25 protein-coding genes are annotated in these 25,306 nt (G+C 37.5%); 1 reads left to right on the forward strand and 24 read right to left on the reverse strand.

Annotated elements, in window-relative coordinates; all coding sequences use genetic code 11:
* Positions 1-134: 134 nt before the first annotated feature.
* From glyA to ACKVQX_RS03405, 18 genes are all read right to left on the reverse strand, one after another.
* Positions 135-1,373 (reverse strand): serine hydroxymethyltransferase, encoded by a 1,239-nt coding sequence (gene glyA / locus ACKVQX_RS03320; protein ID WP_068455879.1) that lies wholly within the window; start codon positions 1,371-1,373, stop codon positions 135-137.
* Positions 1,374-1,398: 25 nt separating this feature from the next.
* Positions 1,399-1,944, reverse strand: coding sequence for a TIGR01440 family protein (locus ACKVQX_RS03325; protein WP_087682503.1), 546 nt, complete (start codon positions 1,942-1,944; stop codon positions 1,399-1,401).
* 25 nt (positions 1,945-1,969) lie between these two features.
* Positions 1,970-2,413: a ribose 5-phosphate isomerase B gene (gene rpiB, locus ACKVQX_RS03330; RefSeq protein ID WP_068455885.1), complete on the reverse strand. Its 444-nt coding sequence runs from the start codon at positions 2,411-2,413 to the stop codon at positions 1,970-1,972.
* 362 nt (positions 2,414-2,775) lie between these two features.
* Positions 2,776-3,318: a PadR family transcriptional regulator gene (locus tag ACKVQX_RS03335; protein WP_338838557.1), complete on the reverse strand. Its 543-nt coding sequence runs from the start codon at positions 3,316-3,318 to the stop codon at positions 2,776-2,778.
* 26 nt (positions 3,319-3,344) lie between these two features.
* A complete protein-coding gene (locus ACKVQX_RS03340) occupies positions 3,345-4,514 on the reverse strand; it encodes a YhgE/Pip domain-containing protein (RefSeq protein WP_285215818.1) in 1,170 nt (389 codons plus the stop codon).
* Positions 4,515-4,839: 325 nt separating this feature from the next.
* Complete coding sequence (locus ACKVQX_RS03345) at positions 4,840-6,126, reverse strand: HAMP domain-containing methyl-accepting chemotaxis protein (protein WP_342302704.1); 1,287 nt, start codon at positions 6,124-6,126, stop codon at positions 4,840-4,842.
* 3 nt (positions 6,127-6,129) lie between these two features.
* On the reverse strand, positions 6,130-6,567 hold the full coding sequence (locus ACKVQX_RS03350; RefSeq protein WP_342302705.1) for a low molecular weight protein arginine phosphatase: 438 nt from the start codon (positions 6,565-6,567) through the stop codon (positions 6,130-6,132).
* Between the two features lie 205 nt (positions 6,568-6,772).
* A complete protein-coding gene (locus tag ACKVQX_RS03355) occupies positions 6,773-7,798 on the reverse strand; it encodes an L-threonylcarbamoyladenylate synthase (RefSeq protein WP_087682498.1) in 1,026 nt (341 codons plus the stop codon).
* A gap of 228 nt (positions 7,799-8,026) precedes the next feature.
* Positions 8,027-8,887 (reverse strand): peptide chain release factor N(5)-glutamine methyltransferase, encoded by an 861-nt coding sequence (gene prmC / locus ACKVQX_RS03360; protein ID WP_087682497.1) that lies wholly within the window; start codon positions 8,885-8,887, stop codon positions 8,027-8,029.
* Entirely contained in the window at positions 8,871-9,950 is a 1,080-nt protein-coding gene (prfA, locus tag ACKVQX_RS03365) for a peptide chain release factor 1 (RefSeq protein ID WP_409136021.1), read from the reverse strand. The genes prmC and prfA overlap by 17 nt, the downstream gene beginning before the upstream one ends.
* Positions 9,951-10,098: 148 nt before the next feature.
* On the reverse strand, positions 10,099-10,698 hold the full coding sequence (locus ACKVQX_RS03370) for a thymidine kinase (RefSeq protein WP_068455919.1): 600 nt from the start codon (positions 10,696-10,698) through the stop codon (positions 10,099-10,101).
* A 616-nt stretch (positions 10,699-11,314) separates the two neighbouring features.
* Entirely contained in the window at positions 11,315-11,515 is a 201-nt protein-coding gene (gene rpmE, locus ACKVQX_RS03375; RefSeq protein ID WP_068455929.1) for a 50S ribosomal protein L31, read from the reverse strand.
* A 205-nt stretch (positions 11,516-11,720) separates the two neighbouring features.
* Positions 11,721-13,004, reverse strand: coding sequence for a transcription termination factor Rho (gene rho / locus ACKVQX_RS03380; RefSeq protein WP_068455932.1), 1,284 nt, complete (start codon positions 13,002-13,004; stop codon positions 11,721-11,723).
* 141 nt (positions 13,005-13,145) lie between these two features.
* Complete coding sequence (gene glpX, locus ACKVQX_RS03385) at positions 13,146-14,114, reverse strand: class II fructose-bisphosphatase (protein WP_068455935.1); 969 nt, start codon at positions 14,112-14,114, stop codon at positions 13,146-13,148.
* A gap of 110 nt (positions 14,115-14,224) precedes the next feature.
* Positions 14,225-15,505: a UDP-N-acetylglucosamine 1-carboxyvinyltransferase gene (locus tag ACKVQX_RS03390; protein ID WP_068455938.1), complete on the reverse strand. Its 1,281-nt coding sequence runs from the start codon at positions 15,503-15,505 to the stop codon at positions 14,225-14,227.
* A 16-nt stretch (positions 15,506-15,521) separates the two neighbouring features.
* Positions 15,522-16,169 (reverse strand): fructose-6-phosphate aldolase, encoded by a 648-nt coding sequence (fsa, locus tag ACKVQX_RS03395; RefSeq protein ID WP_068455941.1) that lies wholly within the window; start codon positions 16,167-16,169, stop codon positions 15,522-15,524.
* 96 nt (positions 16,170-16,265) lie between these two features.
* Positions 16,266-17,120 (reverse strand): class II fructose-bisphosphate aldolase, encoded by an 855-nt coding sequence (locus ACKVQX_RS03400; RefSeq protein ID WP_087682496.1) that lies wholly within the window; start codon positions 17,118-17,120, stop codon positions 16,266-16,268.
* A gap of 94 nt (positions 17,121-17,214) precedes the next feature.
* The gene (locus ACKVQX_RS03405) at positions 17,215-17,574 is read right to left on the reverse strand and encodes a response regulator (protein ID WP_068455947.1); all 360 of its coding nucleotides are present in this window, start codon (positions 17,572-17,574) and stop codon (positions 17,215-17,217) included.
* Between the two features lie 110 nt (positions 17,575-17,684).
* Between ACKVQX_RS03405 and ACKVQX_RS03410 the strand changes: the two genes are divergently transcribed.
* Positions 17,685-18,203 carry a DUF2529 family protein gene (locus ACKVQX_RS03410; protein ID WP_068455950.1) on the forward strand — a complete coding sequence of 173 codons (519 nt, stop codon included), beginning with the start codon at positions 17,685-17,687 and terminating at the stop codon, positions 18,201-18,203.
* A gap of 50 nt (positions 18,204-18,253) precedes the next feature.
* Here the strand turns inward: ACKVQX_RS03410 and ACKVQX_RS03415 are convergent, their stop codons facing one another.
* The 6 genes from ACKVQX_RS03415 to rpoE all read right to left on the reverse strand — a co-directional run bounded on the left by ACKVQX_RS03415 (position 18,254) and on the right by rpoE (position 25,302).
* Positions 18,254-18,922 carry an ABC transporter ATP-binding protein gene (locus tag ACKVQX_RS03415; protein WP_068455953.1) on the reverse strand — a complete coding sequence of 223 codons (669 nt, stop codon included), beginning with the start codon at positions 18,920-18,922 and terminating at the stop codon, positions 18,254-18,256.
* Positions 18,919-19,803 carry an ABC transporter permease gene (locus ACKVQX_RS03420; RefSeq protein ID WP_068455956.1) on the reverse strand — a complete coding sequence of 295 codons (885 nt, stop codon included), beginning with the start codon at positions 19,801-19,803 and terminating at the stop codon, positions 18,919-18,921. Before ACKVQX_RS03420 ends, ACKVQX_RS03415 begins: the two co-directional genes overlap by 4 nt.
* Positions 19,800-20,939 carry an ABC transporter permease gene (locus ACKVQX_RS03425; protein WP_409136022.1) on the reverse strand — a complete coding sequence of 380 codons (1,140 nt, stop codon included), beginning with the start codon at positions 20,937-20,939 and terminating at the stop codon, positions 19,800-19,802. The genes ACKVQX_RS03420 and ACKVQX_RS03425 overlap by 4 nt, the downstream gene beginning before the upstream one ends.
* Positions 20,940-20,957: 18 nt before the next feature.
* Positions 20,958-22,427 (reverse strand): hypothetical protein, encoded by a 1,470-nt coding sequence (locus ACKVQX_RS03430; protein ID WP_409136023.1) that lies wholly within the window; start codon positions 22,425-22,427, stop codon positions 20,958-20,960.
* A gap of 361 nt (positions 22,428-22,788) precedes the next feature.
* A complete protein-coding gene (locus ACKVQX_RS03435; protein ID WP_325943412.1) occupies positions 22,789-24,381 on the reverse strand; it encodes a CTP synthase in 1,593 nt (530 codons plus the stop codon).
* A 348-nt stretch (positions 24,382-24,729) separates the two neighbouring features.
* Entirely contained in the window at positions 24,730-25,302 is a 573-nt protein-coding gene (gene rpoE, locus ACKVQX_RS03440) for a DNA-directed RNA polymerase subunit delta (protein WP_336663010.1), read from the reverse strand.
* Between the last annotated feature and the right edge of the window lie 4 nt (positions 25,303-25,306).

Here is a 25,306-nt window from a genome sequence, read left to right on the forward strand (position 1 = left end):
TTGAAAGGGACTATTCTACGCGCCAATGGGAATTCGACTCTTTGAAAGGGACTATTCTACGCGCGAAAGGGAATCTAATTCAAAATCCTAACAAAAAAAGAAACCGCCCTCAGGCGATTTCTCCATTTTATAAATTAGTCTGCGTAGATTGGGTGTGCATCTGTTAATGATTTTACGCGTGTAATTGCTTCTGCCTTGATTGCTGCATCGTTTGGATTTTTCAATACAAGTGCTATGATTGAAGCAACTTCTTTCATATCTTCTTCCTTGAAACCACGAGATGTAATCGCTGGTGTACCGATACGTACGCCTGAAGTTACGAATGGTTTTTCTGGGTCGAATGGAATTGCGTTTTTGTTCGCTGTGATGTGTACTTCATCTAATAAAGCTTCTGCTTCTTTACCAGTTAGGTTTAGTGAGCGTACATCTAATAGTAATAGGTGGTTATCTGTACCGCCTGAAACTGTTTTGATGCCTTCAGCTTCTAGTGCTTCACCTAATACTTTTGCGTTTGTGATGACTTGTTGTGCGTATGCTTTGAATTCTGGTTGTAATGCTTCACCGAATGCTACTGCTTTTGCTGCGATTACGTGCATTAATGGACCACCTTGAATTCCTGGGAAGATTGATTTGTCAATCTTTTTACCCCATTCTTCTTTACAAAGAATCATACCGCCACGTGGGCCACGTAATGTTTTGTGTGTTGTTGTTGTTACAAAATCAGCATATGGTACTGGGTTTTGGTGAAGACCAGCCGCTACAAGACCAGCGATATGTGCCATATCCACCATGAATAATGCGCCTACTTCGTCTGCGATTTCGCGGAATTTAGCGAAGTCGATTTCACGTGGGTAAGCTGAAGCACCTGCTACGATTAATTTTGGTTTGTGCGCTAATGCTTTTTCGCGAACATCGTTATAGTCGATTACATTTGTATCTTCTGTAACACCGTATTCTACGAAATTATATTGAACGCCAGAGAAGTTTACTGGGCTACCATGTGTTAAGTGACCACCATGTGCTAAGTTCATACCCAGCACTGTATCGCCCTGCTCAAGAATTGTGAAATAAACTGCCATGTTTGCTTGTGCACCCGAGTGAGGCTGTACGTTAACGTATTCTGCACCGAATAATTCTTTTGCACGATCACGCGCGATATCTTCTACGATATCTACGAATTCACAACCACCGTAGTAGCGTTTCCCAGGATAACCTTCTGCATATTTGTTTGTTAATACAGAACCCTGTGCTTCCATTACTGCTTTTGTTACGATATTTTCTGAAGCGATTAACTCGATGTTTTCTTGTTGGCGTGCAAATTCTAATTCAATTGCGTTAAATACCGCCTTATCTTTTGCTGCAAGTTTTTCCATTTCTCTTTGCCCCCTAAATAATTAATTAATCTAATGTATATACTGCTCGTTCTCCACCGACTAGTTTTAAACGAGTTTTTGCAACTGTTACAACAGCTTCACCAATACGTTGGACAGATGTTCTAACAGGAACTGCCACCCTCTTTAAATGCATACCGATTAATGTTTGGCCGATATCAATTCCTGCATGAGCTTGTACAGTCTCTACAACGACGGGATCTTGTAAATGACGATAAGCATATGCTGACATTGATCCTCCTGCTTTGACGACTGGAATAACAGCAACCTCTTCTAATTGATAGCGTTCTGCTGCTTCTCTCTCCATTGTTAAAGCACGATTAATATGTTCACAGCCTTGGAATACTAAATAGAGTCCATGCTGTTTTGCAAATTGTTCAAGTGGTTGATACAGTGCTTCTGCAATTTCCAACCCACCTGCTGTACCGATTTTTGCACCTTTGACTTCAGATGTGGAACATCCGACAACAAATAACTGCCCCTTTTTAAAAGTGGCTTGTTCTGCTAATTCATTTAATAAGATGGTTAGATCTTGCGAGATTGTGTCTAACATGATCATGTCTCCTTACGAATTGCGCTTATTTTTGTTCTTCAAGTGCAGTGATTTTTTCGATGCGGCGTTCATGACGACCACCTTCAAAATCTGTTTGTAACCAAGTTGCGACAATTTCACGCGCAAGGCCAGGGCCGATTACACGTTCACCCATTGCGATAATGTTTGAATCATTATGGCAACGTGTAGCTTTTGCTGAGAATACGTCATGTACTAATGCACAACGAATTCCTTTTACTTTATTTGCAGCGATTGACATACCAATGCCTGTACCACAAATTAAAATACCTTTATCGAAATTACCTGAAGCAACACCTTCTGATACTGGTTTTGCATAATCAGGGTAATCTACAGAGCTGTCGTCTTGAGGTCCAAAATCTTCATAACTGAATCCTAGCTCATCTAGTAAGGCCATAATCTCCTTACGTAAATTGTTTCCGCCATGGTCAGATGAAATTGCGATTTTCAATTTAATCCCTCTTTTCATTATGTTTAAGGTTCACTACAATATTACCATTTTTACATTGAGAAAGACATATATTTTCAAAATTTAAGGTCCTTCCACGCCCATAAGACGAACATTTAAAACTTAAAAAGATTATATAGTTAAGTTATAGATAGTAATCAGAGCTTTCAAATAAATAAAACATCTCTTTAAATCCATAATACCGAACTTTGCAGATTTATACAATACGTTAATTTTTCTGATAATTCTTACTATATGGACAAAAAATGTTATCTTTTTTCCATTTTTACTTCTTTAGTGAATCAAAACCTATTTCAAACCTGAATTTCTTTCAACAAAAAGAGATGGACTGAATCGCCCATCTCTCATTTTTTTTCGTATTGTTCTACATATTCAATGATTTGTTCCATATAACGAATTAATTGTTCATATCGTTCCGTCGTATAGGCATCCATCATCGTACGTAGATCCGCATAGCGTGTCGTTACATATTTTTCGCTATCAAATGTCGTAATCATCGCCCAATTCTTTTTATACTTGTCGAGCTTTTTCTCAAGTATCGCACGTACGCGATAACAATCGACATATTCAAGATTGCCCAAACCAACCATCATATCATCAATGCCAATCGCTTGTTCGAACACTTTATAGATTTTTCCAGCGAGCTGTTCACGACCTTTTTCTGTAATCGTGAACATCTGCTTATCTGGACGATGTTCTTCATGCAGTACTTCTTCTACTGCAATCAAACCTTGTTTTTTTAGCGATTCAAAATTATAGTATAGCCGACTTTCTGATAGTGAGTTATTCAAATCGAGAATTTTAAAGTCAGCTAATTTTTTCTTGAGTTGATATGGATAGGCGCTCTGTTCCATTAAGTTACTTAAAATAAATATTTGAATACTCACTTCTTCAGCTCCTATATGTTGCTACATTATTTAGCTGTTGCTTCTGCCTCTGGTTTGTCGAGTGGTAGTGGACGGTGTAATAACCAAGCAATGATGATGTTAATTAACATTGCGACTACGCCTACTGCTACTAGTCCCCAAATAAATGGTGCGGCAGATGTATTACCAAAGATGTTTGCAAAGTACGCTTGAACCGAATAGAACATTGGCGTAATGTGGCTACCCCATTGGAATGGTGCGTACATCATATCGTAAGAGATTGTTGCACCATTTGAAATTGTTTGGTAAAGCAGTACTGGAATATTCACAATCATACCTGCATCGCCTAATAAGAAGATGAACATAGCTGTGAAGTTGAAGCATACCCAGTAGTTTAATGCTTGTTGTCCCCACATTTCGAAGAATGCTTTCGATCCTTCTAAATGGTCGATTAATAAGAATGAAATAATTGTTGAAGCAATACCTGCAATCACACCAATGATGATTGATGCTAATTGCATATACGTGAAGAGACGTGTTTTTGTCGCTTTACCACGATTTAATTTGAATGCACCTACTAACATCATTGAACCAATCATGGCACCAATATATAGTGACATCGTTAAGAACATTGGTAGCATGTTATTTTGCATGCCTGCCGGTACATCGTTGATAATTTTAATGTTACCTTGATAGCTTGTTTGAATTGCTTCAGCCATCTCTTTTGCTTGTTCTTTTGGAACTTGTAACTGCGCTAAAATTCCTTCAGCTGTTTGCGTTGAGAATTGCTTACTTAGTTGTGCATTAATTTGACTTGCTACTTGTGTCATTGTTGAAGATACTGCTGTGGCAGATGCTTCGTTCACACTAAAGTCAATTGATGAACTTGTTTTACCATCTTGTAAATCTTTTGAGAATGTTTTTGGAATACGAACAACCATCGCTACTTCGTTGTCGTTCAATTCTTTCATTGCTTCTTTATTCGTTAAATCTTTTTCAATATGTTTAAATGGTAATTCTTTTTCAAGACTTTTTGCGATTTGTTTACCATATGCACCTTCGTCTTCGTTTACGATGGCTACATGTAAGCGGTCGATGTTTCCCGGAAGTGCCGAGTAACCAGCTAAAAAAATACCAAGCATAACTACGACATAAAAAATCGCCATGAACATAGCTGAACCAATACTTTTACCTTTAATAAAATCTTTGAATTTCATATTCTATGATGTTCCCCTTTTTGTTTTCATTTTGAATTAAAATACTTTAATTAGAGTATTTCAATTGAAGTATTGAATACTATATAATAAAAACATCCATTCGCGCAATGAGAAAATGAAGTCGATTTTAAAAAAATATCAAAATATGACGAAAGCGTGACAAGTATGTTTTAAAAGTCTTGACCAAATAATTCACCTTTTCTATAAACTTCAAAATTGAAGGTGAAGAGAACACTCTTTTTTAAATGTTCTATGGATTAAATCCATCTCTGAAATAAAAAAAGAAACCACTTTCCCCAAGTGATTTCTCTTTTCTACTATTATATTACTTAAATTGCTGAATGGTTTTATGCAGTTCTTCTGATTGTACTTGTAAGTTGCGTGATAGGTCATCCATTTGCGAAATCGAACGAGCTTGTTCTTCTGTCGCACTACGAACTTCCTGCGCTCCTGCACTTGTCTCCTCAGCAATCGCTGCTACTTCTTGTGACTGTTGTGCTGTTTGTTCAATATTGTGTAACTGTTTTCCAACAAATGTTGAGATTTCATCTACTGAAGATGCCATCTTATTCACAATCTGATTCATACTTGAAACAGCGTCTGTTGTTTCGTTGACACGTGCCATTTCATGTTCTGCAATTTCAACTTGTGACGTCATCTTACCTACAACTTGTACAACGTCTGCTTGCATCACTTGAATTAATTTCGCAACACCTTTTGCTGCTTCCGCGCTACCATCCGCAAGTTTACGTACTTCTTCTGCTACAACTGCAAATCCTTTACCATGCTCACCAGCGCGCGCTGCTTCAATTGACGCATTCAATGCCAGTAAATTCGTTTGCTCTGCAATTGAACCGACTAATAAAATAATCTTCTCAACTTCATTAGCATTGCGTTCTAATTGGTGGATATCTTGTAACGCAAGACGATTCCCCTCAGCCATATCTTGAATCCCCTTCACAAGTTGTTCAATGGCTGTTGTTGTGCGATTCAGTTCACCAATCATTTTTCGAGAATACTCTGAAGAAGTTACTGCGTGATTATTCACTTCATCTGCTAGTGAACGTACATCTTCCATCGCTTCAGCTGTATTTTGAATCGAGATGGCTGAATCTACAGCGCCTTCTGAAATCTGTGCGATTGTTTGGGCAATGGCATCCGACTGTTCTAAAGCTTCTTTTGATTCTACTGATAAAGCGCGAACCGTTTGATTCGTTTGTTGAAAATTATCTTCAATACTACTGACCATTTGACGCAAGTTGACAAGCATCGTTTGAAAAGCATTCGCTAAAGATTCGATTTCATCTTTTGATTTACGAACCTCAATTTCTTGATGAATATTCCCTTTTGCTGCTTCTAGCGCTACTTTTTCAAGTTGTTGTAACGGCTTAATAATAAAGAACGCTAAAATTGCTGCTAAAATACCAGACCACATAACCCCTAAACTAAACGTTACAATCTCAAATACTAATACATTGGAATCGGGAAAGAACGTAGGCTGAATATATTGTATAAATACTAAGCTCGTCCCGTATGTAATGACTGCTAATGCTACTACAAATAAGACTAACTTTTTACGTAAACTAAATGCGTGCTTATTTTCTTTTTCCATGTATTAATCCTCCACTATTTTCGATTGAAGTGCGTCAATCAAACGTTGTAGTTCTTCAAATGTACGACGATAGACATCTACACTTCCACCGTATGGATCCGATACATCTTTTTGCATATTATATACGTATTCATGTAATGTAAATGCTTTATCCGCAATGTGTGGGTATACTTGCAATAGTGCATGTAAATGCGATCCTGTCATCGTCAAAATTAAATCTGACTGATTTAATCGATTTACATCTACTGGTGAAGACTGATGTTGCGCTTCAATTCCATGTTCTTGTAATACAATTTGTGCATTTGTAGACATTGGAACACCTGATTGTGCATAAACACCTGCTGAATATACATCCACATTTTCTAATTTCTTATGTTTCAAAATTGCTTCTGCCATTGGGCTTCGACATGTATTACCTGTACAAATAAAATAAATTTGCATGGCGCACCTCTCTTATAGTTAAATTATACCTTAAATAGAAGGAAAAATGATACATTTTACCAAAAAAATATTATGCCTAAAGTATCAACTATGACTTCGTACATTATTTATTTCCATCTATTTTTATTATATTCATCTTAACACATACTATCTAGAGAAAAGAAAAAAGAGAATCACTTGATTGCGTGATTCTCTTTGAAAACTTTTATTTATACCAATTACCGCCTGCTGATTTTTCAAGTCGGTTCATAATAGCTGAACCCACACCATCTGTCGTTGTCGCAGTTGCGAGTACAATGTCTGCATCCGTTGCGTCACAAGCACGTAATGCATGATACAGATGTAACGCCATCTCTTCTTGTGTATCTTGTCCAAATGAGAAGAAATAATCCGCTTGCTCACACGCATAATTTTCTGGCGCGAGTAAAGCTACTTTTTTATTTTCTTTATGCAGCGCTTGAATTGCAGACTGGATTTTCTCTTCATCTTTTTCAATCATATAAACAGGCGCATTCGGTGCATAATGTGTATATTTCATACCGGGCGCTTTTGGGGCACCTTCTTTTTGTTCTAAGTGTGTTGGTTGATGAACTTCTCCAATGACAGCTTCCAACATTTCTTTTGTGACACCACCCGGACGTAGAATGGTGGGTATATCCAATGTGCAATCAATTACTGTTGATTCCACACCGATTCCTGTTGCGCCACCATCTACAATCATCGGAATTCTAGCTGCTAAGTCTTCTTCTACGTGAATACCTTCTGTTGGACTTGGCTTACCACTTCGGTTCGCACTTGGCGCAGCAACTGGTTCACCTAGATGTCGTAACAATTGTAGTGATACGGGATGGCTTGGCATACGTAAACCAACTGTATCCAAACCAGCTGTTACTTTTTCAGATAGTATATTCGGCTTCACTTTACAAATAACAGTTAGAGGGCCTGGCCAAAATGCATCCATACATTTTTTTGCCTTATCATTTACATCGATTACATAGCGATCAATTTCTTCAATTGTTCCAATGTGAACGATTAATGGATTGTCAGATGGTCGACCTTTTGCTTCATAAATCTTAGCAACTGCCGCATCACTTGTTGCAACGCCACCTAGTCCATAAACTGTTTCGGTAGGAAATGCGACAACCTCACCTGCTTTTAATAATTGAACTGCTTCATCATAGGCAGAAGTAAATGTACCATCTGGATTGACGACTACTCGTTTTGTCTCCATTTTGTTCTTCCTCCCACACAATTTTTCAGAAAGTTATGCACATTTTTGATTTTTCGATTGAAATTGTGGATATTTCGTGAAATTCTGTGCATAAATTTTTCAGAAATATACGAATTTATTTGAAAATAGGTGCTTTAGACTTCTTATAAGTATTGATACTACGCATTTCGCACCATTTTTTAATTATTTTATAAATGTAAAGGTTTTATACTTTACAGCTGTGGATAACTATCCGATTTCACAAAAAACCATACGATCTTGTCCAAATAAATCTTTTAAAACTTCTACTTTTCCCTGTGGAAAACTTTTTTTCAATAAGTTATACACAGCTTCACCTTGTTGATAACCTATTTCTAAGCCAATAATTGCTTGGTTATGCACAATATGCGGTAACTCCTCACAAAGTCGACGATACAACTGAAGACCATTTTCTTCAGCGAATAGAGCTGTATGCGGTTCATGTTCTAATACTACTTCATTCATCACATTCACTTCGTCGAACGCAATGTACGGTGGGTTTGATAGTACAACATCGAACTTTTGATGTTGAACAGGTGCTGTTAAATCACCCTGCAAAAAAGTGACATCTGCTTCTAACAGTTGTGCATTTTGTTTTGCAGTTTGAAGTGCATCTTCACTTAGGTCAGTAGCTGTTACTTGCAGACTCGGGCGCTCTTTTTTTAGCGTAACTGCAATTGCACCACTGCCTGTTCCAATATCCACAAGTGATAATGATGCATCACCGAACTTTGCTGTCATCCGCTCTAGTGCTTGCTCTACTAATTCTTCCGTTTCTGGTCTTGGAATTAATACAGCTTCATTCACTTGGAATGTACGACCGTAAAATTGTTCTGTTCCAATTAAATATTGAACTGGTTTACCAGCGATATGAGCGTGGATTAGCTCCTCAAATTGTTGTTGCTGTTCTTCCGTTAAAGGCTCGCGCATGTTCAACATGAGACCTGTATAATCAACAGCTAAAACATGCTGAAGTAGTAAGCGGGCTGCATTCGCCTCACGATTTTTTTCCTCTAAAAAAGAAGAAGCCCATTGAAGGGCCTCGAAAACTTGCTTACATTCTTGGTTCATTTAGTTGGTCCAATTTTTTCGCTTGTTCTTCCATAATTAGTGCATCGAATACTTCATCGAGCTTACCTTCGATGATTTGGTCTAATTTTTGAATTGTTAAGCCAATACGGTGATCCGTTACACGGTTTTGTGGATAGTTGTATGTGCGAATACGCTCCGAACGGTCACCTGTACCAACAGCTGATTTACGTTCTGCATCGTATTCACTTTGCGCTTCTTGTTGTAATTTATCATATACACGCGCACGTAAAATTTTCATCGCTTTTTCGCGATTTTTTAATTGTGAACGTTCATCTTGCATCGCTACAACAACGCCTGTTGGAATATGCGTCATACGTACAGCTGATGCGGTTTTATTAACGTGCTGACCACCTGCGCCTGATGCGTGATAGATGTCGACACGAATATCTTTTTCTTGTAAGTCTAATTCTACTTCTTCTGCTTCTGGCATAACCACTACTGTTGATGTAGATGTGTGTACACGACCTTGTGATTCTGTTTCTGGAACACGTTGTACACGGTGTGCGCCACTTTCATACTTGAATTTTGAGTAAGCGCCTTGTCCATTAATCATGAAGACAATCTCTTTATACCCACCAAGTTCTGTTGGATTCGCGTTCATAACTTCGATTTTCCAGCCTTGTGTTTCCGCATATTTACTGTACATACGGAATAGAGAGTTTGCGAATAAGGCTGCTTCGTCTCCACCTGCTGCTCCACGAATCTCCATGATTACGTTTTTACTGTCATTCGGGTCTTTTGGAATTAAAAGTACTTTTAGGCGCTCTTCTAAGCCTGGTACTTGTACTTCTAGTTCTTTTAATTCTTCTTTAACCATTTCTTTCATATCTGGATCAAGCTTTTCGTCTAACATCTCTTTTGCGTCAGTGATTTGCTCTTTAATTGATTTATACTCACGATACACTTCAACTGTTTCTTGAATATCTGATTGTTCTTTTGAATATTGTGCTAATTTTTTATTATCCGATACAACGTCCGGGTCACTTAATAACTCATTTAAACGTTCATAACGGTCCTCAACTGCTTGAAGGCGATCAAACATATATTTTCACCTTTTCCTTTCTTATTCCTAATCTATATCATGTTTTATCTATTTATTGTCCCTATAATAGTATAAAGAAAAAGAGTAACTCTTGCTACTCTTTTAAAAATCATCCTATATATTTTACCCTAAAAAACGACTTTTTTCATCACTTTTCTACAACAGATGTCTTACCTTCTGGTACAAAGTGATGATGACGACATCTTGGCTCGTATGCTTCAGATGCACCTACTAAAATAACAGGATCGTCCGCTTTTGCAGGTTCTCCGTTAATTAAACGCTGTGTGCGACTAGCTGGTGAGCCACATTCGCTACATACAGCTTGTAATTTCGTGACTTGTTCCGCAATCGCCATTAAAAATGGCATCGGTCCAAATGGAACGCCTTTAAAATCTTGGTCAAGTCCAGCTAAAATCACGCGATAGCCATGATCTGCTAATTTTTGTACCGTTTCGATAATATCGTGACCAAAGAATTGGGCTTCATCAATTGCTATAACATCGTACTCGTCTGAGATATAATCCCACATTTCTGATGGTTCTTGAATCGGATAAGCAATAACGGTTGTGCCATTATGTGATACAACGGCTTCTTCACTATAACGATTATCAATTTGTGGCTTGAATACTGCAATGCGTTGTTTCGCAAATTGTGCACGACGTACACGACGAATTAACTCCTCCGACTTCCCAGAGAACATACTACCGCAAATTACTTCAATCCAGCCATTTTGCTGCGTTACATACATTGGAATACCCCTTTCTTCATTCTATAATTATGGCATTATTTATATGTAAATTCAAAATTTTATATGATGTAAAACGATGATTTTATTTTAAACAACGTGCTTTATACTACAGGAATCTACCCTTTTTATCAAGGTTAAATACATGGTCATTTTCGCACTTTTTTTAAAAGGAGTTTGGCGTTGAAAGGGACTGATTCGCTTACGAAAGGGAATCTTCGCTTTTGAAAGGGACAAATCTGCGCGCGAATGGGAATCTCCTTCGACGAAAGGGACAAATCCACGCGCGAATGGGAATCTTCGCCTTTGAAAGGGACAAATCCACGCACGAAAGGAAATCTTCTCCGACGAAAGGGACAAATCCACGCGCCAAAGGGAATCTTCGCCGTTAAAAGGGACAAATCCACGCGCCAAAGGGAAACGCCGCCTGCGAAAGGGACTATTCCACGCGCGAAAGGGAAACACCACCATCGAAAGGGACAAATCCGCGCGCCAAAGGGAATCTCCCCCGACGAAAGGGACTATTCCACGCGCGAATGGGAATCCACACCTATATAAAACGAAAAATACCTGCTAAGCGACGAAGCGCCTAGCAGGTATTTTAATAATTCGAGTTGAATTATTTAAGACCGTATTTTTTGTTGAAACGATCAACACGTCCATCAGCAGACGCGAATTTTTGACGGCCAGTGTAGAATGGGTGACATTCGTTGCAGAATTCGACAACGATGTTTTCTTTTACTGAACCAGTTTTGAAAGTGTTACCACAAGAGCAAGTTACTGTTGCTTCTTTGTAATCTGGGTGAATACCTTGTTTCATGTTTGTTTCTCCTCTCGCCCTGAACCATCTGGAACAGAGTAGTTAATATCAAACTGTTGCCTTACACGACCCAGAATCATCTGTCGCATATGCAACACGTAATGATTGCATCATGAATCAAATTATAACAAAGACCTTATTTGAATGCAATTTATTTTTCTCGATATGACATAAATAAAATGTTTTGAGCCTCTATTATGTAAGATTAAATAAGCCCTTTACCATTCGTTGCTTTTTTCATACTTGAATCAAGCTTTTCAAAAAATTCTTCATTCGTTTTACATGTACGTAGTTTTTTCAAGAACTTCTCTGTAAAGTCAGGTGCATCCGCAAATGTTTTACGAATTCCCCACAACTTATTCAATTGTTCTTTTGGAATGAGTAATTCTTCTTTTCGTGTTCCTGAACGACGAATATCAATCGCTGGGAAAATACGACGCTCTGCTAAATTTCGATCTAAGTGCAATTCTAAGTTCCCTGTACCTTTGAACTCTTCATAAATCACTTCATCCATGCGTGAACCCGTATCAACTAGAGCAGTTGCTAAAATTGTTAGACTTCCGCCCTCTTCGATATTACGTGCAGCACCGAAGAATCGTTTTGGACGATGGAAGGCAGCTGGGTCAATACCACCTGAAAGTGTACGTCCACTTGGTGGAATAACCAAGTTATAAGCACGTGCTAAACGTGTAATCGAGTCCATTAAAATAATGACATCACGTTTATGTTCCACAAGGCGCATCGCACGCTCTAATACTAATTCTGCTACCTTTACATGATTTTCAGGTAATTCATCGAATGTCGAGCTGACAACATCCGCTTGAACAGAACGCTCAATATCTGTTACTTCCTCAGGACGTTCATCGATTAATAAAACAATTAATTCAGCTTCAGGATACTTTTCTGTAATGGCATTCGCTATTTCTTTTAATAATAGCGTTTTACCTGCTTTTGGTGGCGCTACAATCAACCCACGTTGTCCAAAACCAACCGGTGCAACTAAATCCATAATTCGTGTTGATAATTTCGTCGGTGTTGTTTCTAGTTTGATTTGTCGATCTGGATATAGTGGTGTTAAAGCCGGAAAATGAACACGTTCTTTTGCAGTCTCAGGATTCTCACCATTTACTGCTTCTACGTGTAGTAAACCATAATAACGTTCGTTTTCTTTTGGTGGACGTACTTTACCCGTTACTTTATCTCCATTACGTAAGCTAAAACGACGAATTTGAGATGCAGAGATATAAATATCTTCAGAACTTGGCGAATAGTTAATTGGACGTAAGAATCCGAAACCTTCTTGTGAGACGATTTCTAAAATCCCTTCCATGAAGAAGTATCCTTCCTGTTCAGCTCTTGATTTTAAAATAGCAAAGATTAATTCTTTTTTCGTTAATTTACTATAATAAGATACTTTATACTCTTTTGCGAGCGCATAAAGATCCTTGAGTTTCATATCCTCAAGTTGTGAAATTGTTAATGCCGGCATATTTATTCAACACCACTCTTATATTATTTTTTTATTTATTTTATATGCAATGCATGGGAATTTAAAAGAGATGTATAGAAAGAAAGGGCTCGACAGCTTGCGCTGCCGAGCAATTATATAAGTAGAATGAGAAAGTTTTGTTTAGTCTTCCATGTATAAGTTTGGTTTTTTCGTTAAACTATGGCGACCTTCTACAAAACGGACAGTACCAGATTTTGCACGCATTACAACTGATTCTGTTGTACAGTGTCCACCTTTGAACTGAACACCTTTTAGTAATTCGCCATCTGTTACACCTGTCGCTGCAAAGATTGCGTCATCACCTTTTACTAAATCATCCATGTATAAAACTGTGTTTACTTCAATTCCCATTTTTTCACAACGAGCGATTTCTTCATCGTTCGATGCAACTAAACGACCTTGGAATTCTCCGCCTAGACATTTTAAAGCTACTGCTGCGATTACGCCTTCTGGTGCACCGCCTGTACCGAATAAAATATCTACACCTGTTTCATCAAATGCTGTATTAATAGCTGCTGCTACGTCGCCGTCATTAATGAATTTAATACGAGCTCCCGCTGCACGGATTTCGTCTACGATTGCTTGGTGTCGATCACGTTTTAACAACGTTGCTACAACATCCTCGATATGCTTGCCTTTTGCTTCTGCTACAGCTTTTAAGTTATCTGTTACAGATGCATTAATGTCGATTTTTCCAGCTGCTTCTGGTCCAACCGCAATTTTGTCCATATACATATCTGGTGCATGAAGTAGATTTCCTCTATCTGCAATTGCAAGTACTGTTAACGCATTACCGCTACCAGCTGCTACGATATTCGTACCTTCAAGTGGGTCTACTGCGATATCTACTTGTGGTCCATTTGGATCTGAACCTAATTTTTCACCGATGTATAGCATTGGCGCTTCGTCCATTTCACCTTCACCGATTACTACTACTGCGTCCATTGGAATTGAGTCGAATACTTGACGCATCGCTGTTGTTGCTGCATCATCTGCTTCGATTTTTAATCCTCGGCCCATCCATCTTGCTGATGCGATTGCCGCTGCTTCTGTTACACGTACTACTTCCATTGATAAACTGCGTTTCATCTTTTACTGTTCCTCCCGTTTGCCACTTTTTCTTAATAGTGGAATGGTTTAAACCAAATCTATTGTAGCACAGTGAGAAAATTATAGTGCTGTTTTCAACAAATTGTTCACTATTTTTCTTCTGTTACAGCGGCACTTGTTAATGTAACTTTGTCAATAACAGCACCTAAACCACGCAATTTTTCAATGAGGCCACTATAGCCTCTCTCAATATGATAAATGTCGTGAATTTCTGTTTCACCTGAAGCCAGTAAACCTGCAATAACAAGCGCTGCGCCTGCTCGTAAATCTGTCGCTGTTACAGATGCCGCAGTCAAAGGTGTTGCTCCTTTAATAATAGATGAACGACCCTCTACTTGACCTGTAGCTCCCATACGCTTCAATTCTGCAATGTGTTTAAAGCGCGCAGAGTACACCGTATCTGTTACAACAGATGTACCATGTGCTTGTGTTTGTAAAACGGAGAATGGTTGTTGTAAGTCTGTTGGGAAGCCTGGGTAAACAAGTGTTTTAATGTCTACTGATTTTAACTTCTCTACTTTTGGAATATGAATTTTTTCTTCATATTCTTGTACCTCTACGCCCATTTCACGTAATTTTGCTGTGATGGGTTCTAAGTGAAGCGGGATAACATTATCGATTGTAATTCCATCACCAATTGCTGCGGCCATAATCATATATGTACCTGCCTCAATACGGTCTGGAATAATCGTATGTTTTGTACCACTTAAACTTTCAACACCGTCAATACGAATCACATTCGTGCCAGCACCTTTAATTTTTGCGCCCATGCTCGTTAAAAGCGTAGCCACATCAATAATCTCTGGTTCTTTTGCAGCATTTTCAATAATTGTTTGTCCTTTTGCAAGCACAGCTGCCAACATAATATTAATTGTTGCACCTACACTGCTTACATCTAGATAAATTTTTGCACCTTTTAATTCATCTGCACGTAGATAAATAGCGCCATGCTCATTGGTCACTTTTGCGCCAAGTGCTTCAAATCCTTTAATATGTTGGTCAATTGGACGTGGTCCTAAGTAACAACCACCTGGAAGTCCAATGACTGCTTGTTTAAAGCGACCTAACATCGCACCCATCAAGTAATATGAAGCGCGTAGCTTTTTCACATTACCGTTTGGTAGCGGCATATCAATCATGGTCTCAGGATTAATTGACATCACGCCATCTTCAAATGTGACTTGTCCACCGATTTCTTCGAGTAAAGATTTCAACGTCCACACATCTAAAATTTCTGGTAATCCTTCAATTGTTACTGGAGAACTAGCCAAAATCGATGCAGGGATTAAAGCGACAGCGCTATTTTTAGCGCCGCTCACTTTAATGGTTCCTTGCAGACGTTTTTGACCTTGAATTTTATAAACGTCCATTTAGAAATCTCCTTGCTTATTGATCTTTATTTGCCCAATCTTTCATGAATCCTTCAATACCTTTGTTTGTTAACGGGTGATTAAATAATTGCGCTAACACATTATATGGTGTTGTAGCGATATGCGCGCCTGCTAATGCAGCTTGTGTTACGTGTTGTGGGTGACGGATTGATGCTGCGATGATTTGAGAAGGAATTTCGTGGATGGCAAAGATTTCTGCGATTTCACGAATTAATTCTACACCGTCTTGACCAATATCATCTAAACGTCCAATGAATGGTGATACATATGTTGCGCCTGCGCGTGCAGCTAATAGAGCTTGGTTTGCAGAGAAAATAAGCGTTACATTTGTTTTAATGCCTTCTTTTGTTAAAGTTGAACAAGCTGTTAAACCAGCTGGTGTCATCGGTAATTTTACTGTGATGTTCGGGTGAATTTTTGAAAGTTCTAGACCTTCTTTAATCATACCTTCTGCATCAAGTGAGATTACTTCACCAGATACTGAACCATCAACTAATTCTGCGATCTCTTTTAAACGATCGTGGAATGAGATGTTTTTTTCTTTTGCTACAAGTGATGGGTTTGTTGTTACACCTGAAATAATCCCCCATGAATGTGCTTCTTTAATCTCATCAAAGTTTGCTGTATCAATAAAAAATTTCATTATGTTTTCCCCCTGAAAATATGACAAATGGAGAAGCATGAATTTTAAAAATCCACACTTCTCCTACATTATACTTCATATTAAATTGAATAGGAATTATGCTTTTTGTGAACTACCAAATTCACGCATTTTACCAATCACTGTTGTTTTGATTGCTTCGCGTGCTGGACCTAAGAATTTACGTGGATCGTAGACAACTTTATCGTTTTCTAAAATTTCACGTACTGCTTTTGTAGCAGCAATTTGGTTTTCTGTATTCACGTTAATTTTAGCTGTTCCTAATGAAATTGAACGTTGGATATCCTTAGTTGGAATTCCAGTACCACCATGTAATACTAGTGGTAAATGCGTTAATTTCGAGATTTCTTCCATTTCTTTGAAACCTAAGTTTGGCTCACCTTTGTATGGTCCGTGTACTGAACCAAGTGCTGGTGCAAGACAGTCGATGTCTGTTGCTTCTACCATCTTACGGCATTCTTCAGGATCAGCGTACATGATACCACCGATTACGCCATCTTCGTCACCGCCAACAGTGCCTAATTCTGCTTCTACAGAAACACCTTTTGAATGTGCATATTCCACTACTTTATGTGTAATTTCAATATTTTCTTCAAATGGGTGGTGCGATGCATCGATCATTACAGACGTGAAACCTGCATCTACAGCTTCTTTACATTTTTCGAAGCTTGAGCCGTGGTCTAAATGAATGGCTACAGGCACAGTTGTACCGTAAGATTCCATTAACCCTTTAACCATGTGCACAACTGCTACAAAACCGCCCATGTATTTACCAGCGCCTTCAGATACGCCTAAAATTACAGGTGATTTTTCTTCTTCTGCTGCTTGAAGAATTGCTTGTGTCCACTCTAAGTTGTTGATGTTAAATTGTCCTACTGCATACTTTTCTTCTTTTGCCTTGTTTAACATTTCTGTCATCGATACTAAAGCCATAATATAAAATCCTCCTTCAGGATGCGTGCCATATCAGTCAGCACATTGTATTATTATTTTATCAAAAAAAAATCCCTAATTCTACCTCGTCACCCTAATCTTCCAACAAATTATTGACGGTATTTTGCAATTCTTTAATATCAAATGGCTTTGTAAAGTAATGTGTAGCACCAAGTTCTTTTGCTTGATCTAATAAATCCTGCTCACCATAAGCTGTCATCATAATAATGGGCATCTTTTGACCTAACTTTTGCAAATGTTTCAAGATTTGAATACCATTGGCTCCGGGAATACGCATATCTAACAACATACAATCCATGATGATATTTTCTAAAAAACGAATCGCTTCCAAACCGTTTGCGGCTAAATAGGTTTCATAGCCGGCTTTTTTAAATACTTCGTTTAATAAAAGGCGAATTCCTGCTTGGTCATCTACAATTAATATTTTCTTCATTTTTTTCTCCTAACAGCTCTACTTATATATTCCCCAAAATCTATGATTCAGTCCTATTTTTACATTCTATTTCAACCATATTATAATATAACTTATGAGGTGAAAAAAGAATGTTAAAAATGTTAACAACGCAGTTAAATGGTTTATTCCAAAGAATTAGTGGCTCGGAAGAAGAAGCAATTGAAGAGACAGCACGCCTTCTTGCGCAAGCGACGTTTGGACATGGTCGCGTATTCTTTGTTTGTTATGATGAATTACATGCGATTGAGATGAATGCACTACATGCAGAGGAGAAGTTTACGAATTTACATGCATGGAATGATTCCATTACACTTACCGAGCAAGATCGTGTATGTATCTTTACACGTCATGCAGATCACCCTGAAGCACTTGCTTTTGCAAAAAAACTGTATGAACAATTCATTCCTTTCGGTGTCGTGACATCCGAAAAAGCAGAAGACGCTGGTGCAATGGCGGATTATGCCTATACGTATATCTCAATGGGCATTCGAAAAGGTTTACTACCGAATGACTTGGGTGAGCGTATTGTCGTACCGCATACACTCGCTGCCTCATTCATTTATGAAGCGATAAAAATTGCCTATGATGAAATGGTTGACGGGGAATAATTTAAATGAAGAAAGAGGCTTGGATGTAAATCCAGCCCCTTTTTTATTTACTATACTTCATTTGCTTCTATGAATGGCAAACCTTTTTCTTGCAAGACTTGTTTATAAAAAGGATCTTTTCCTATCGTGATAATGTAATCAGCTACTGCTTCTACTTCGTCTAAATGATGTGTCGTCATGACAATTGTACAAGTCGACTTTAATTGTCGAATGAGTGCTTGAATTTCATAACGTGATTTTAAATCAATCCCTACAGTTGGTTCATCTAAAATGAGAAACTTCGGTTGGTGTAATAAGCCGATTAAAAGATTAGCTTTACGCTTCGTACCGCCCGAGAGTTTTGAAATAGGCTGATGTAAATCAACGAGATGTAATTGCTCACAATAACGCTTAATTTGTTCGTCAGAGATGGCGCCTTTTTTTTGCTTTTTGAAAAATTGAATGTTTTGCTGTACTGTCAGATGGTCCCAAAGCGCAATTTCTTGTGGTACAAAACCGATGATTTCATGTATTTGTTTCGAAGTGATCGGACTATTTTGATATAAAATACGCCCTGTATTCAAGTGTTCAAGTCCCGCAAGAATATGCAGTAATGTTGACTTTCCTGCACCATTTTCTCCGAGCAGAACGGTTACTTTTTGCTCCTCAAACATTAAGTTAAGGTCGTGAAACAATGTCTTTTTACCAAATGCTTTTGTAGCCTGTTCAATTGCAATCATATAATCCCTCCCATCAACTGTGTTCCGATATAAATGACACTATACACAATCGTCCAGAGCGTCGTCATCCAAAGCATATGACTGTTCGTTCTAACAAAAAAGAAAAGCCATGCGAGTACGATTTGGCTCGGTATTAACCAGAGTAGATTTACGATGAGTGGCGATTGTACTTGTAGAATCCATACACTCACACTTCCGAGTATGTACACAAAGAGGAGTGAATATACGCTATATCTACTAATTAATTTCAACCAAGCGAAACGATATAATTTCAGTCGATTGAATACATTAAATTGTCGCATACTTCGTAAAAAGATCACTTGTAAACTCAACAAGAAAATGAGCCCGCACATAAAGAATGTATTGAATAAGCTTCCTGTTGTCGTTCGTGTAGTAGATGTCGCTTTTTGCAGTTGATTCTTTGGTTCGTTCTTTTCATAGGCTTGTTCAATTTTCTCAATCGGTTCTTTGTTCTTCAGTTCATCTTTAATCATATATGGAATTTGCTGTTTATAGAGTGCCTGACTGATTAATTCTGTTGCAATGGACGCGACTAAACCATCTGCTTGCACAAGGCGAACTGTTCCTTTCGTACTTTGCGAAGCTAAATTTGTCGAAAAGCCTTTTGGAATGATGAGTGCCACGCTCGCTTCATTCAAACGAATTTTTTCAGTCGCTTCTTCCGCGTTTGATAAGGATTGAACAGCGATGTAATCCGATTGTTGAATTGACTTGACCCACTCTTTTGACTGTTTAGACTTGTCTTCGTCTTGTATGAGTATCGGAATTTTAAATACTTGCTGTTGGCTTTTTTCAAATAAGACAATAAGGCAAACGACTGCGATACAAGTTAATCCATATAAAATCCATTGTTTTTTCATCGGTATTTCCTCCAAACTAACACAACACACCATATGAGAACAATACTGCTAATCTGTATATAAAAAACAAATGTAAAGTCGGTAATGTAATTTTCATGTAGTAAATCTAATATGCGTTGAAATACTTGGGCAAATAGATTTTCTTTCATATGCCACTGCTGTGTATAAAGTGTTGGAATAACTGCACCTGAGAACACGAGTAGGTAGAGTAAGATAAGCCATTTTCCAATCGAAAAGCGAACCCATTCACATAGCGTAAATAAGAAGAAAATTGATAAAATATAACTAAGTAATGTCGTTATTAAATACAAGCTATTATAGGCTTCGAATGCCGTAAATGGAACAATGCAGATTGTCATAATGATTGAAAAAAGAACTGTCACGGTTGTCGCAAATAACCCTCTTGATAAAATCAAACGTTCTTGAACGAATGGGTAGAGGCGTAGACGCTGTTGTAATGCTTGCGATGTATTCATATGCAGTAATGTCGAAACCGTCCAATAGATAATCAGAATTGATAAGAAGTACGCACTTACGAGTACATAAGTCGATAGTTGATACGTCTTCACTTCTTCCACTTCAAATGCACCTTGACGGTCTAATCCCGTCACGAGTAAGCGAATCATCATCGAAACGAATTCTTCATCTGTCGCTTTTTTCTGGAATTCTGCGAAAGTTAGAATCCCACTCTCTGCTAACATCAAGCGACTATATACGGAATCTGCCAATTGCTGAATCACAATACTTTGAACAGATGTTTCGTCATATGTATAGACGTGAATTGGTAGTTCTCCATTCTTATAAAAAGCTTTCGTCATTCCTTCTTTTAAAACAATATAACCGTCAATCTTATGATTTTCTAAAGCTTTTGTTGCTTGTTCATTCGTAAAGGGTTTGAGCTTAAATTGATTTGAGAACTCCTCCCCCTTACCGACTGCTTGTAAAATCATATTCGTTTCGGTAGTTTGATCTTGGTCAACAATACCAAGTTGTAGGATTGTCTCCTTTTGTTGATGGGCGTTGAACCATAAAAGCGCAGCTAAAATGAGTCCAATAAGCGCTAAAACATAGAGAAGCACATACCACTTTTTCAATAAAAAAGAGTGGTAAATGCCCATTAAGTTCATGATTGACATTTACACACTCCTCCTATTTTATAATCCGCCTAAACCCATAAATAACGAAGCAAATACGTTTGTTACTTCTTCACGTAATTTGATTACTTCATCTTCCGTCATGTCGTTCACATTTTTCGCGTTTGGAACGTCTAGTTTAAGTGGTTCTTTTAATTTTGTTTTTGTATCTACAAATAGTTTAATATTTTCACCTTGTACATCAAAAGCAACTGTTCCTTTTGAGTCTTGGCTATTATTCTTCACATCTGTTGTCATCTCTTGATTGTACGTAATTTTGAATGGATCTTCATCTGGAGCTGTAAAGTTCAGAGCCATCGCATTCGTACGCTTCTTACCATCAACTTTTTCATCATTTGTCAGTTGAATTTCAAACATCGGTGTATCTTGGTCTGATAATTTAATTGTGTAGTCATCTTTAAAGTCTTTTGAACCTGTTGATGAACCTTCAATTGTGAATGCCCCTGTTTGTTCTTTGTCTGTTCCAACAACTTTTAATTGTACTTCTTTGTCTACTTTTGTATCAGCGACAATGTGTAATTTTTCTTCATCAATACCAATTACGATATCACGTTTTAAAATTGTTTTACCATCGACATAAATTGTTGACTTAATCGCTGGGAAATCGGCTGCTTTTGTTTCTTTTAAACTTTTTAAAACTGTCTCTAACTCTTTTTTCACATTAATTGTTGCATCTGATTGCTTTAATAGCTTTTGTAAATCTTTATCATTCGATGCTTCTTCCACAACTGCAATTGTTAAATTCTTCACATCTGTATTTTTCATGTCTAATGTAATTGTATCAAGCTTTTGCTTTTTACCGAATACGTCGACTTCTTCGCTACCTTTTTTGAATAAGTCATCATTTAATTGGTCGATTGTGAATTTCATATAACGATTTACTAAGTCATTTAGCTCATCTTGTGAAATCGGTGTACTCATGATGCTGTTTAGGTTTAATGTATCATTCGTTAAACCATCTTCAGTACTCATTTTTTCCCCTGTTAATTTTTCAAGTCCTTCAATAAATTGATCATTATTGAATTGTAGCGGGTTCTTTAGAATTGGACCTTGTAAATATTGATATTTAGCGTCTGCACTCCAAATGAATGCATCCATCTTGCTATCTCCAATTGTCGGATTAATTGCCAATTGAGATGCACTATTTTTCGGATCATGTGCTGCACTTAATTCAATTTTTGATGATTTAATTAAATCTGCCGGAATACCAAGACCACTTGTAAGTGTTTCAGGTAATTCAGCACCTAATGTAATACTCGATTTGTAAGACTCATTTGGCATTTTATTTGATAACGCCATTTCATCTTTGTATCGTTCAGAAAGATAATTGCTTACATCTTCATAACTTTTCTTTTCACTTAATAAATATTTATTCTTTGGCGTATTTGTAAAATAGTAATATACGCCAAAACCACCAGCTGCAACTAGTACGACTAACGCAACGACGATGGCGATTGCTTTTTTTGTCAAAATTTCCACCTCACATTTTTAATATACTCATCATACCTAATATCCCTTTTTTTAGAAATAGATTTTATCATAAATATAGAATTTTATTACTTAAACGAGCATTTATATACTTAAAATACCTTCTAATGCACAATCTTATTTTCTCTATACCCTTATTTCGAATTCAAATGTTTTAATTTTAATATTTTTTTGACTGAGATATTTCTCCCGCTAAAATAGTGTTCGGAACAAAATATTCATGTTTCTTTTTAGAGTTCGCAACGAAAAAACAGAACCGCGCCACAGCACGATTCCGTTTTTTTCTGATACCTATAGAAGATGATGTTTATACACCGATGTTCCAGCAACTATTTCTTCATTATTATTTCATTGTTGCGCCAATAAAGTCGCGGAATAAAGGTTGTGGACGTTGTGGACGTGAGATAAATTCTGGGTGGAATTGTGCTGCCACAAAGAATTTCTTCTCAGGTAATTCTAAAATTTCTACTAGTCGACCATCTGGTGATAAACCTGAGAATACAAGACCTGCTGCTTCCATCGCCTCACGATACGCATTGTTAAATTCATAGCGGTGACGATGACGTTCATATACTAACGACTCTCCGTAGATTGCTTCTGCTCGTGAACCTTCTTTTAATTTACATGGATATAAACCAAGACGTAATGTACCGCCTAAATCTTCTACATCTTCTTGGTCTGGTAATAAGTCAATAATTGGATGTGCTGTATCTGCATCTAATTCAGCAGAATGCGCATCATCTAATCCTAAAACATTACGTGCAAATTCAACAGCTGCCATTTGCATACCCAAACAAATACCTAAGAATGGTACATCGTTCTCACGTGCATATTTAATCGCTTCAATCTTACCTTCTACGCCGCGATCTCCAAAACCACCCGGTACAAGAATACCATCAACTTTTGATAATAAAGATGCTACATTTTCAGCATTCACATCTTCTGCATTAATCCACTGAATGTTAATGTCAGCATCATGTGCATAACCAGCATGTTTTAATGCCTCTGCTACTGAGATATAAGCATCTTGTAATTCGACATACTTACCGACTAATGCCACTGTTGTTGTTTTAGATAGATTTTTCACACGATCAACTAAAGCTGTCCACTCCATCATATCTGCTGCTGGCGCTTCCATACCAAAATGGTCTAATACAATGCCATCTAAATTTTGTTCTAATAGTGCTAGTGGAATATCATATAAGCTTTCTGCATCTACACACTCTACTACTTCATGTGCATGTACATCACAGAATAGCGCAATTTTTTCTTTCATACTTTGTGGAACAGAACGATCTGAACGTACAACTAAAATATTTGGTTGAATACCTAATGAACGTAACTCTTTTACAGAGTGCTGTGTTGGTTTTGTTTTTAATTCTCCTGAAGCTGCGATATACGGTACTAATGTACAGTGTAAATACAATACATTTTCACTACCTAAATCACGTTTTAACTGACGAATCGCTTCTAGGAACGGTAATGATTCGATATCACCTACTGTGCCGCCAATCTCTGTAATGACAATATCTGCATTCGTTTCGCGCCCTGCACGTTGAATGCGGTCTTTAATTTCATTTGTGATATGTGGAATAACTTGCACTGTTCCACCTTCATAATCACCGCGACGCTCTTTTTTCAACACAGTTGCATAGACACGACCTGACGTAACAGTCGAATGTTTACCAAGGTTAATATCAATAAAACGTTCATAGTGACCTAAGTCTAAATCTGTTTCTGCACCATCATCCGTTACGAATACCTCACCATGTTGATACGGACTCATTGTGCCTGGGTCGATGTTGATGTAAGGATCAAATTTTTGTGTAGTTACTTCTAAACCTCGATTTTTTAATAAACGACCGAGTGATGCTGCTGTGATCCCTTTACCCAAAGATGATACGACGCCACCTGTTACGAAAATATATTTAGTCAAATTGACTACCTCCTTAGTAATGTGATTCCAATCATTTTGTAAAATGAAAAAACGCCCCCATCCTGCAATTTTGCAGGGGGAGCGTCGTATTTACACGGTCAATCTCCTTTTTAAGGGAGCCCAAATAAAAGAGTATTACTTTTGCAGTTGTAAGTCAAGAATTTTGTTGTTATGACGTAAAAGTGCTATTTTAGGAAGGGCTTTCATTCCTTTTGTACCGTATTTCGCTGACAGAAAAAATTTTTAAAGATGATAATTATTTTTGTCGGAAAGTTGCTTTTTTTATCAATTCATATAGAAAAAAAGTACGAATTCCTTATAAGAAATTCGCACTTTTTTAAAACGAGATTATTTAAAACCTTCTTCTTCCTCGTCTTCTTCTAAATCATCTTCATCTTCATCTAAATCAATTTCGATGTCGATTTCTAATTCTTCTTCGTCTTCATCTAAATCTTTATCTTCATCAATGACATCTAGAACTGCTAAATCGTCATCATCTTCGTCGTCATCGTCATCATCATATGCGTCGAATTCTTCAACTAAGTCTAAGTCGATTTCGATTTCTTCATCATCTAATAATAAATCGTCATTTAATAATGCCGCTTTTACTTTTTTCTTATGTGTTTTAACAGTTGGTGCAATCTCTTCTTCTACTTGATCAATTGCATACCATTCTCTTAAGCCCCAACGATTTTCAGCTAATACCATGAAGCGTCCATCGATGTTCATGTCTGTGTAGAATTGGTTTAAATACGCATCCATTTGTTCTGGTGTACGTGCATTTAATTTTTCAAGTTCTGCAATGATTTCTGTGAAAGCAAGTGGTTGCTTTTGTTCAGTTAATAAGCCATAAGCTAGGTTGACTAGCGATTCTTCTAATAATTCTTCTTCAGTTAATTCACGAAGGTTCAATTCGTGCACGTCC

The organism is Kurthia sp. ISK08 (assembly GCF_046159805.1).
GTDB classification, from domain to species: Bacteria; Bacillota; Bacilli; order Bacillales_A; family Planococcaceae; genus Kurthia; species Kurthia gibsonii.

Bases quoted from the DNA above. Each gene is read 5' to 3' on its own strand.
- ACKVQX_RS03325 (WP_087682503.1), bottom strand. From the start codon at position 1,944: ATGTTAGACACAATCTCGCAAGATCTAACCATCTTATTAAATGAATTA.
- ACKVQX_RS03415 (WP_068455953.1), bottom strand. From the start codon at position 18,922: ATGATTGCAATTGAACAGGCTACAAAAGCATTTGGTAAAAAGACATTG.
- ACKVQX_RS03420 (WP_068455956.1), bottom strand. From the start codon at position 19,803: ATGAAAAAACAATGGATTTTATATGGATTAACTTGTATCGCAGTCGTT.
- glpX (WP_068455935.1), bottom strand. From the start codon at position 14,114: ATGAAACGCAGTTTATCAATGGAAGTAGTACGTGTAACAGAAGCAGCG.
- ACKVQX_RS03425 (WP_409136022.1), bottom strand. From the start codon at position 20,939: ATGTCAATCATGAACTTAATGGGCATTTACCACTCTTTTTTATTGAAA.
- ACKVQX_RS03370 (WP_068455919.1), bottom strand. From the start codon at position 10,698: ATGTATGTAACGCAGCAAAATGGCTGGATTGAAGTAATTTGCGGTAGT.
- ACKVQX_RS03340 (WP_285215818.1), bottom strand. From the start codon at position 4,514: ATGAAATTCAAAGATTTTATTAAAGGTAAAAGTATTGGTTCAGCTATG.
- fsa (WP_068455941.1), bottom strand. From the start codon at position 16,169: ATGAAATTTTTTATTGATACAGCAAACTTTGATGAGATTAAAGAAGCA.
- rpmE (WP_068455929.1), bottom strand. From the start codon at position 11,515: ATGAAACAAGGTATTCACCCAGATTACAAAGAAGCAACAGTAACTTGC.
- ACKVQX_RS03400 (WP_087682496.1), bottom strand. From the start codon at position 17,120: ATGGCTTTAGTATCGATGACAGAAATGTTAAACAAGGCAAAAGAAGAA.
- ACKVQX_RS03410 (WP_068455950.1), top strand. From the start codon at position 17,685: ATGTTAAAAATGTTAACAACGCAGTTAAATGGTTTATTCCAAAGAATT.
- rho (WP_068455932.1), bottom strand. From the start codon at position 13,004: ATGCCGGCATTAACAATTTCACAACTTGAGGATATGAAACTCAAGGAT.
- ACKVQX_RS03345 (WP_342302704.1), bottom strand. From the start codon at position 6,126: ATGGAAAAAGAAAATAAGCACGCATTTAGTTTACGTAAAAAGTTAGTC.
- ACKVQX_RS03355 (WP_087682498.1), bottom strand. From the start codon at position 7,798: ATGGAGACAAAACGAGTAGTCGTCAATCCAGATGGTACATTTACTTCT.
- prmC (WP_087682497.1), bottom strand. From the start codon at position 8,887: ATGAACCAAGAATGTAAGCAAGTTTTCGAGGCCCTTCAATGGGCTTCT.
- ACKVQX_RS03350 (WP_342302705.1), bottom strand. From the start codon at position 6,567: ATGCAAATTTATTTTATTTGTACAGGTAATACATGTCGAAGCCCAATG.
- ACKVQX_RS03390 (WP_068455938.1), bottom strand. From the start codon at position 15,505: ATGGACGTTTATAAAATTCAAGGTCAAAAACGTCTGCAAGGAACCATT.
- ACKVQX_RS03405 (WP_068455947.1), bottom strand. From the start codon at position 17,574: ATGAAGAAAATATTAATTGTAGATGACCAAGCAGGAATTCGCCTTTTA.
- prfA (WP_409136021.1), bottom strand. From the start codon at position 9,950: ATGTTTGATCGCCTTCAAGCAGTTGAGGACCGTTATGAACGTTTAAAT.
- glyA (WP_068455879.1), bottom strand. From the start codon at position 1,373: ATGGAAAAACTTGCAGCAAAAGATAAGGCGGTATTTAACGCAATTGAA.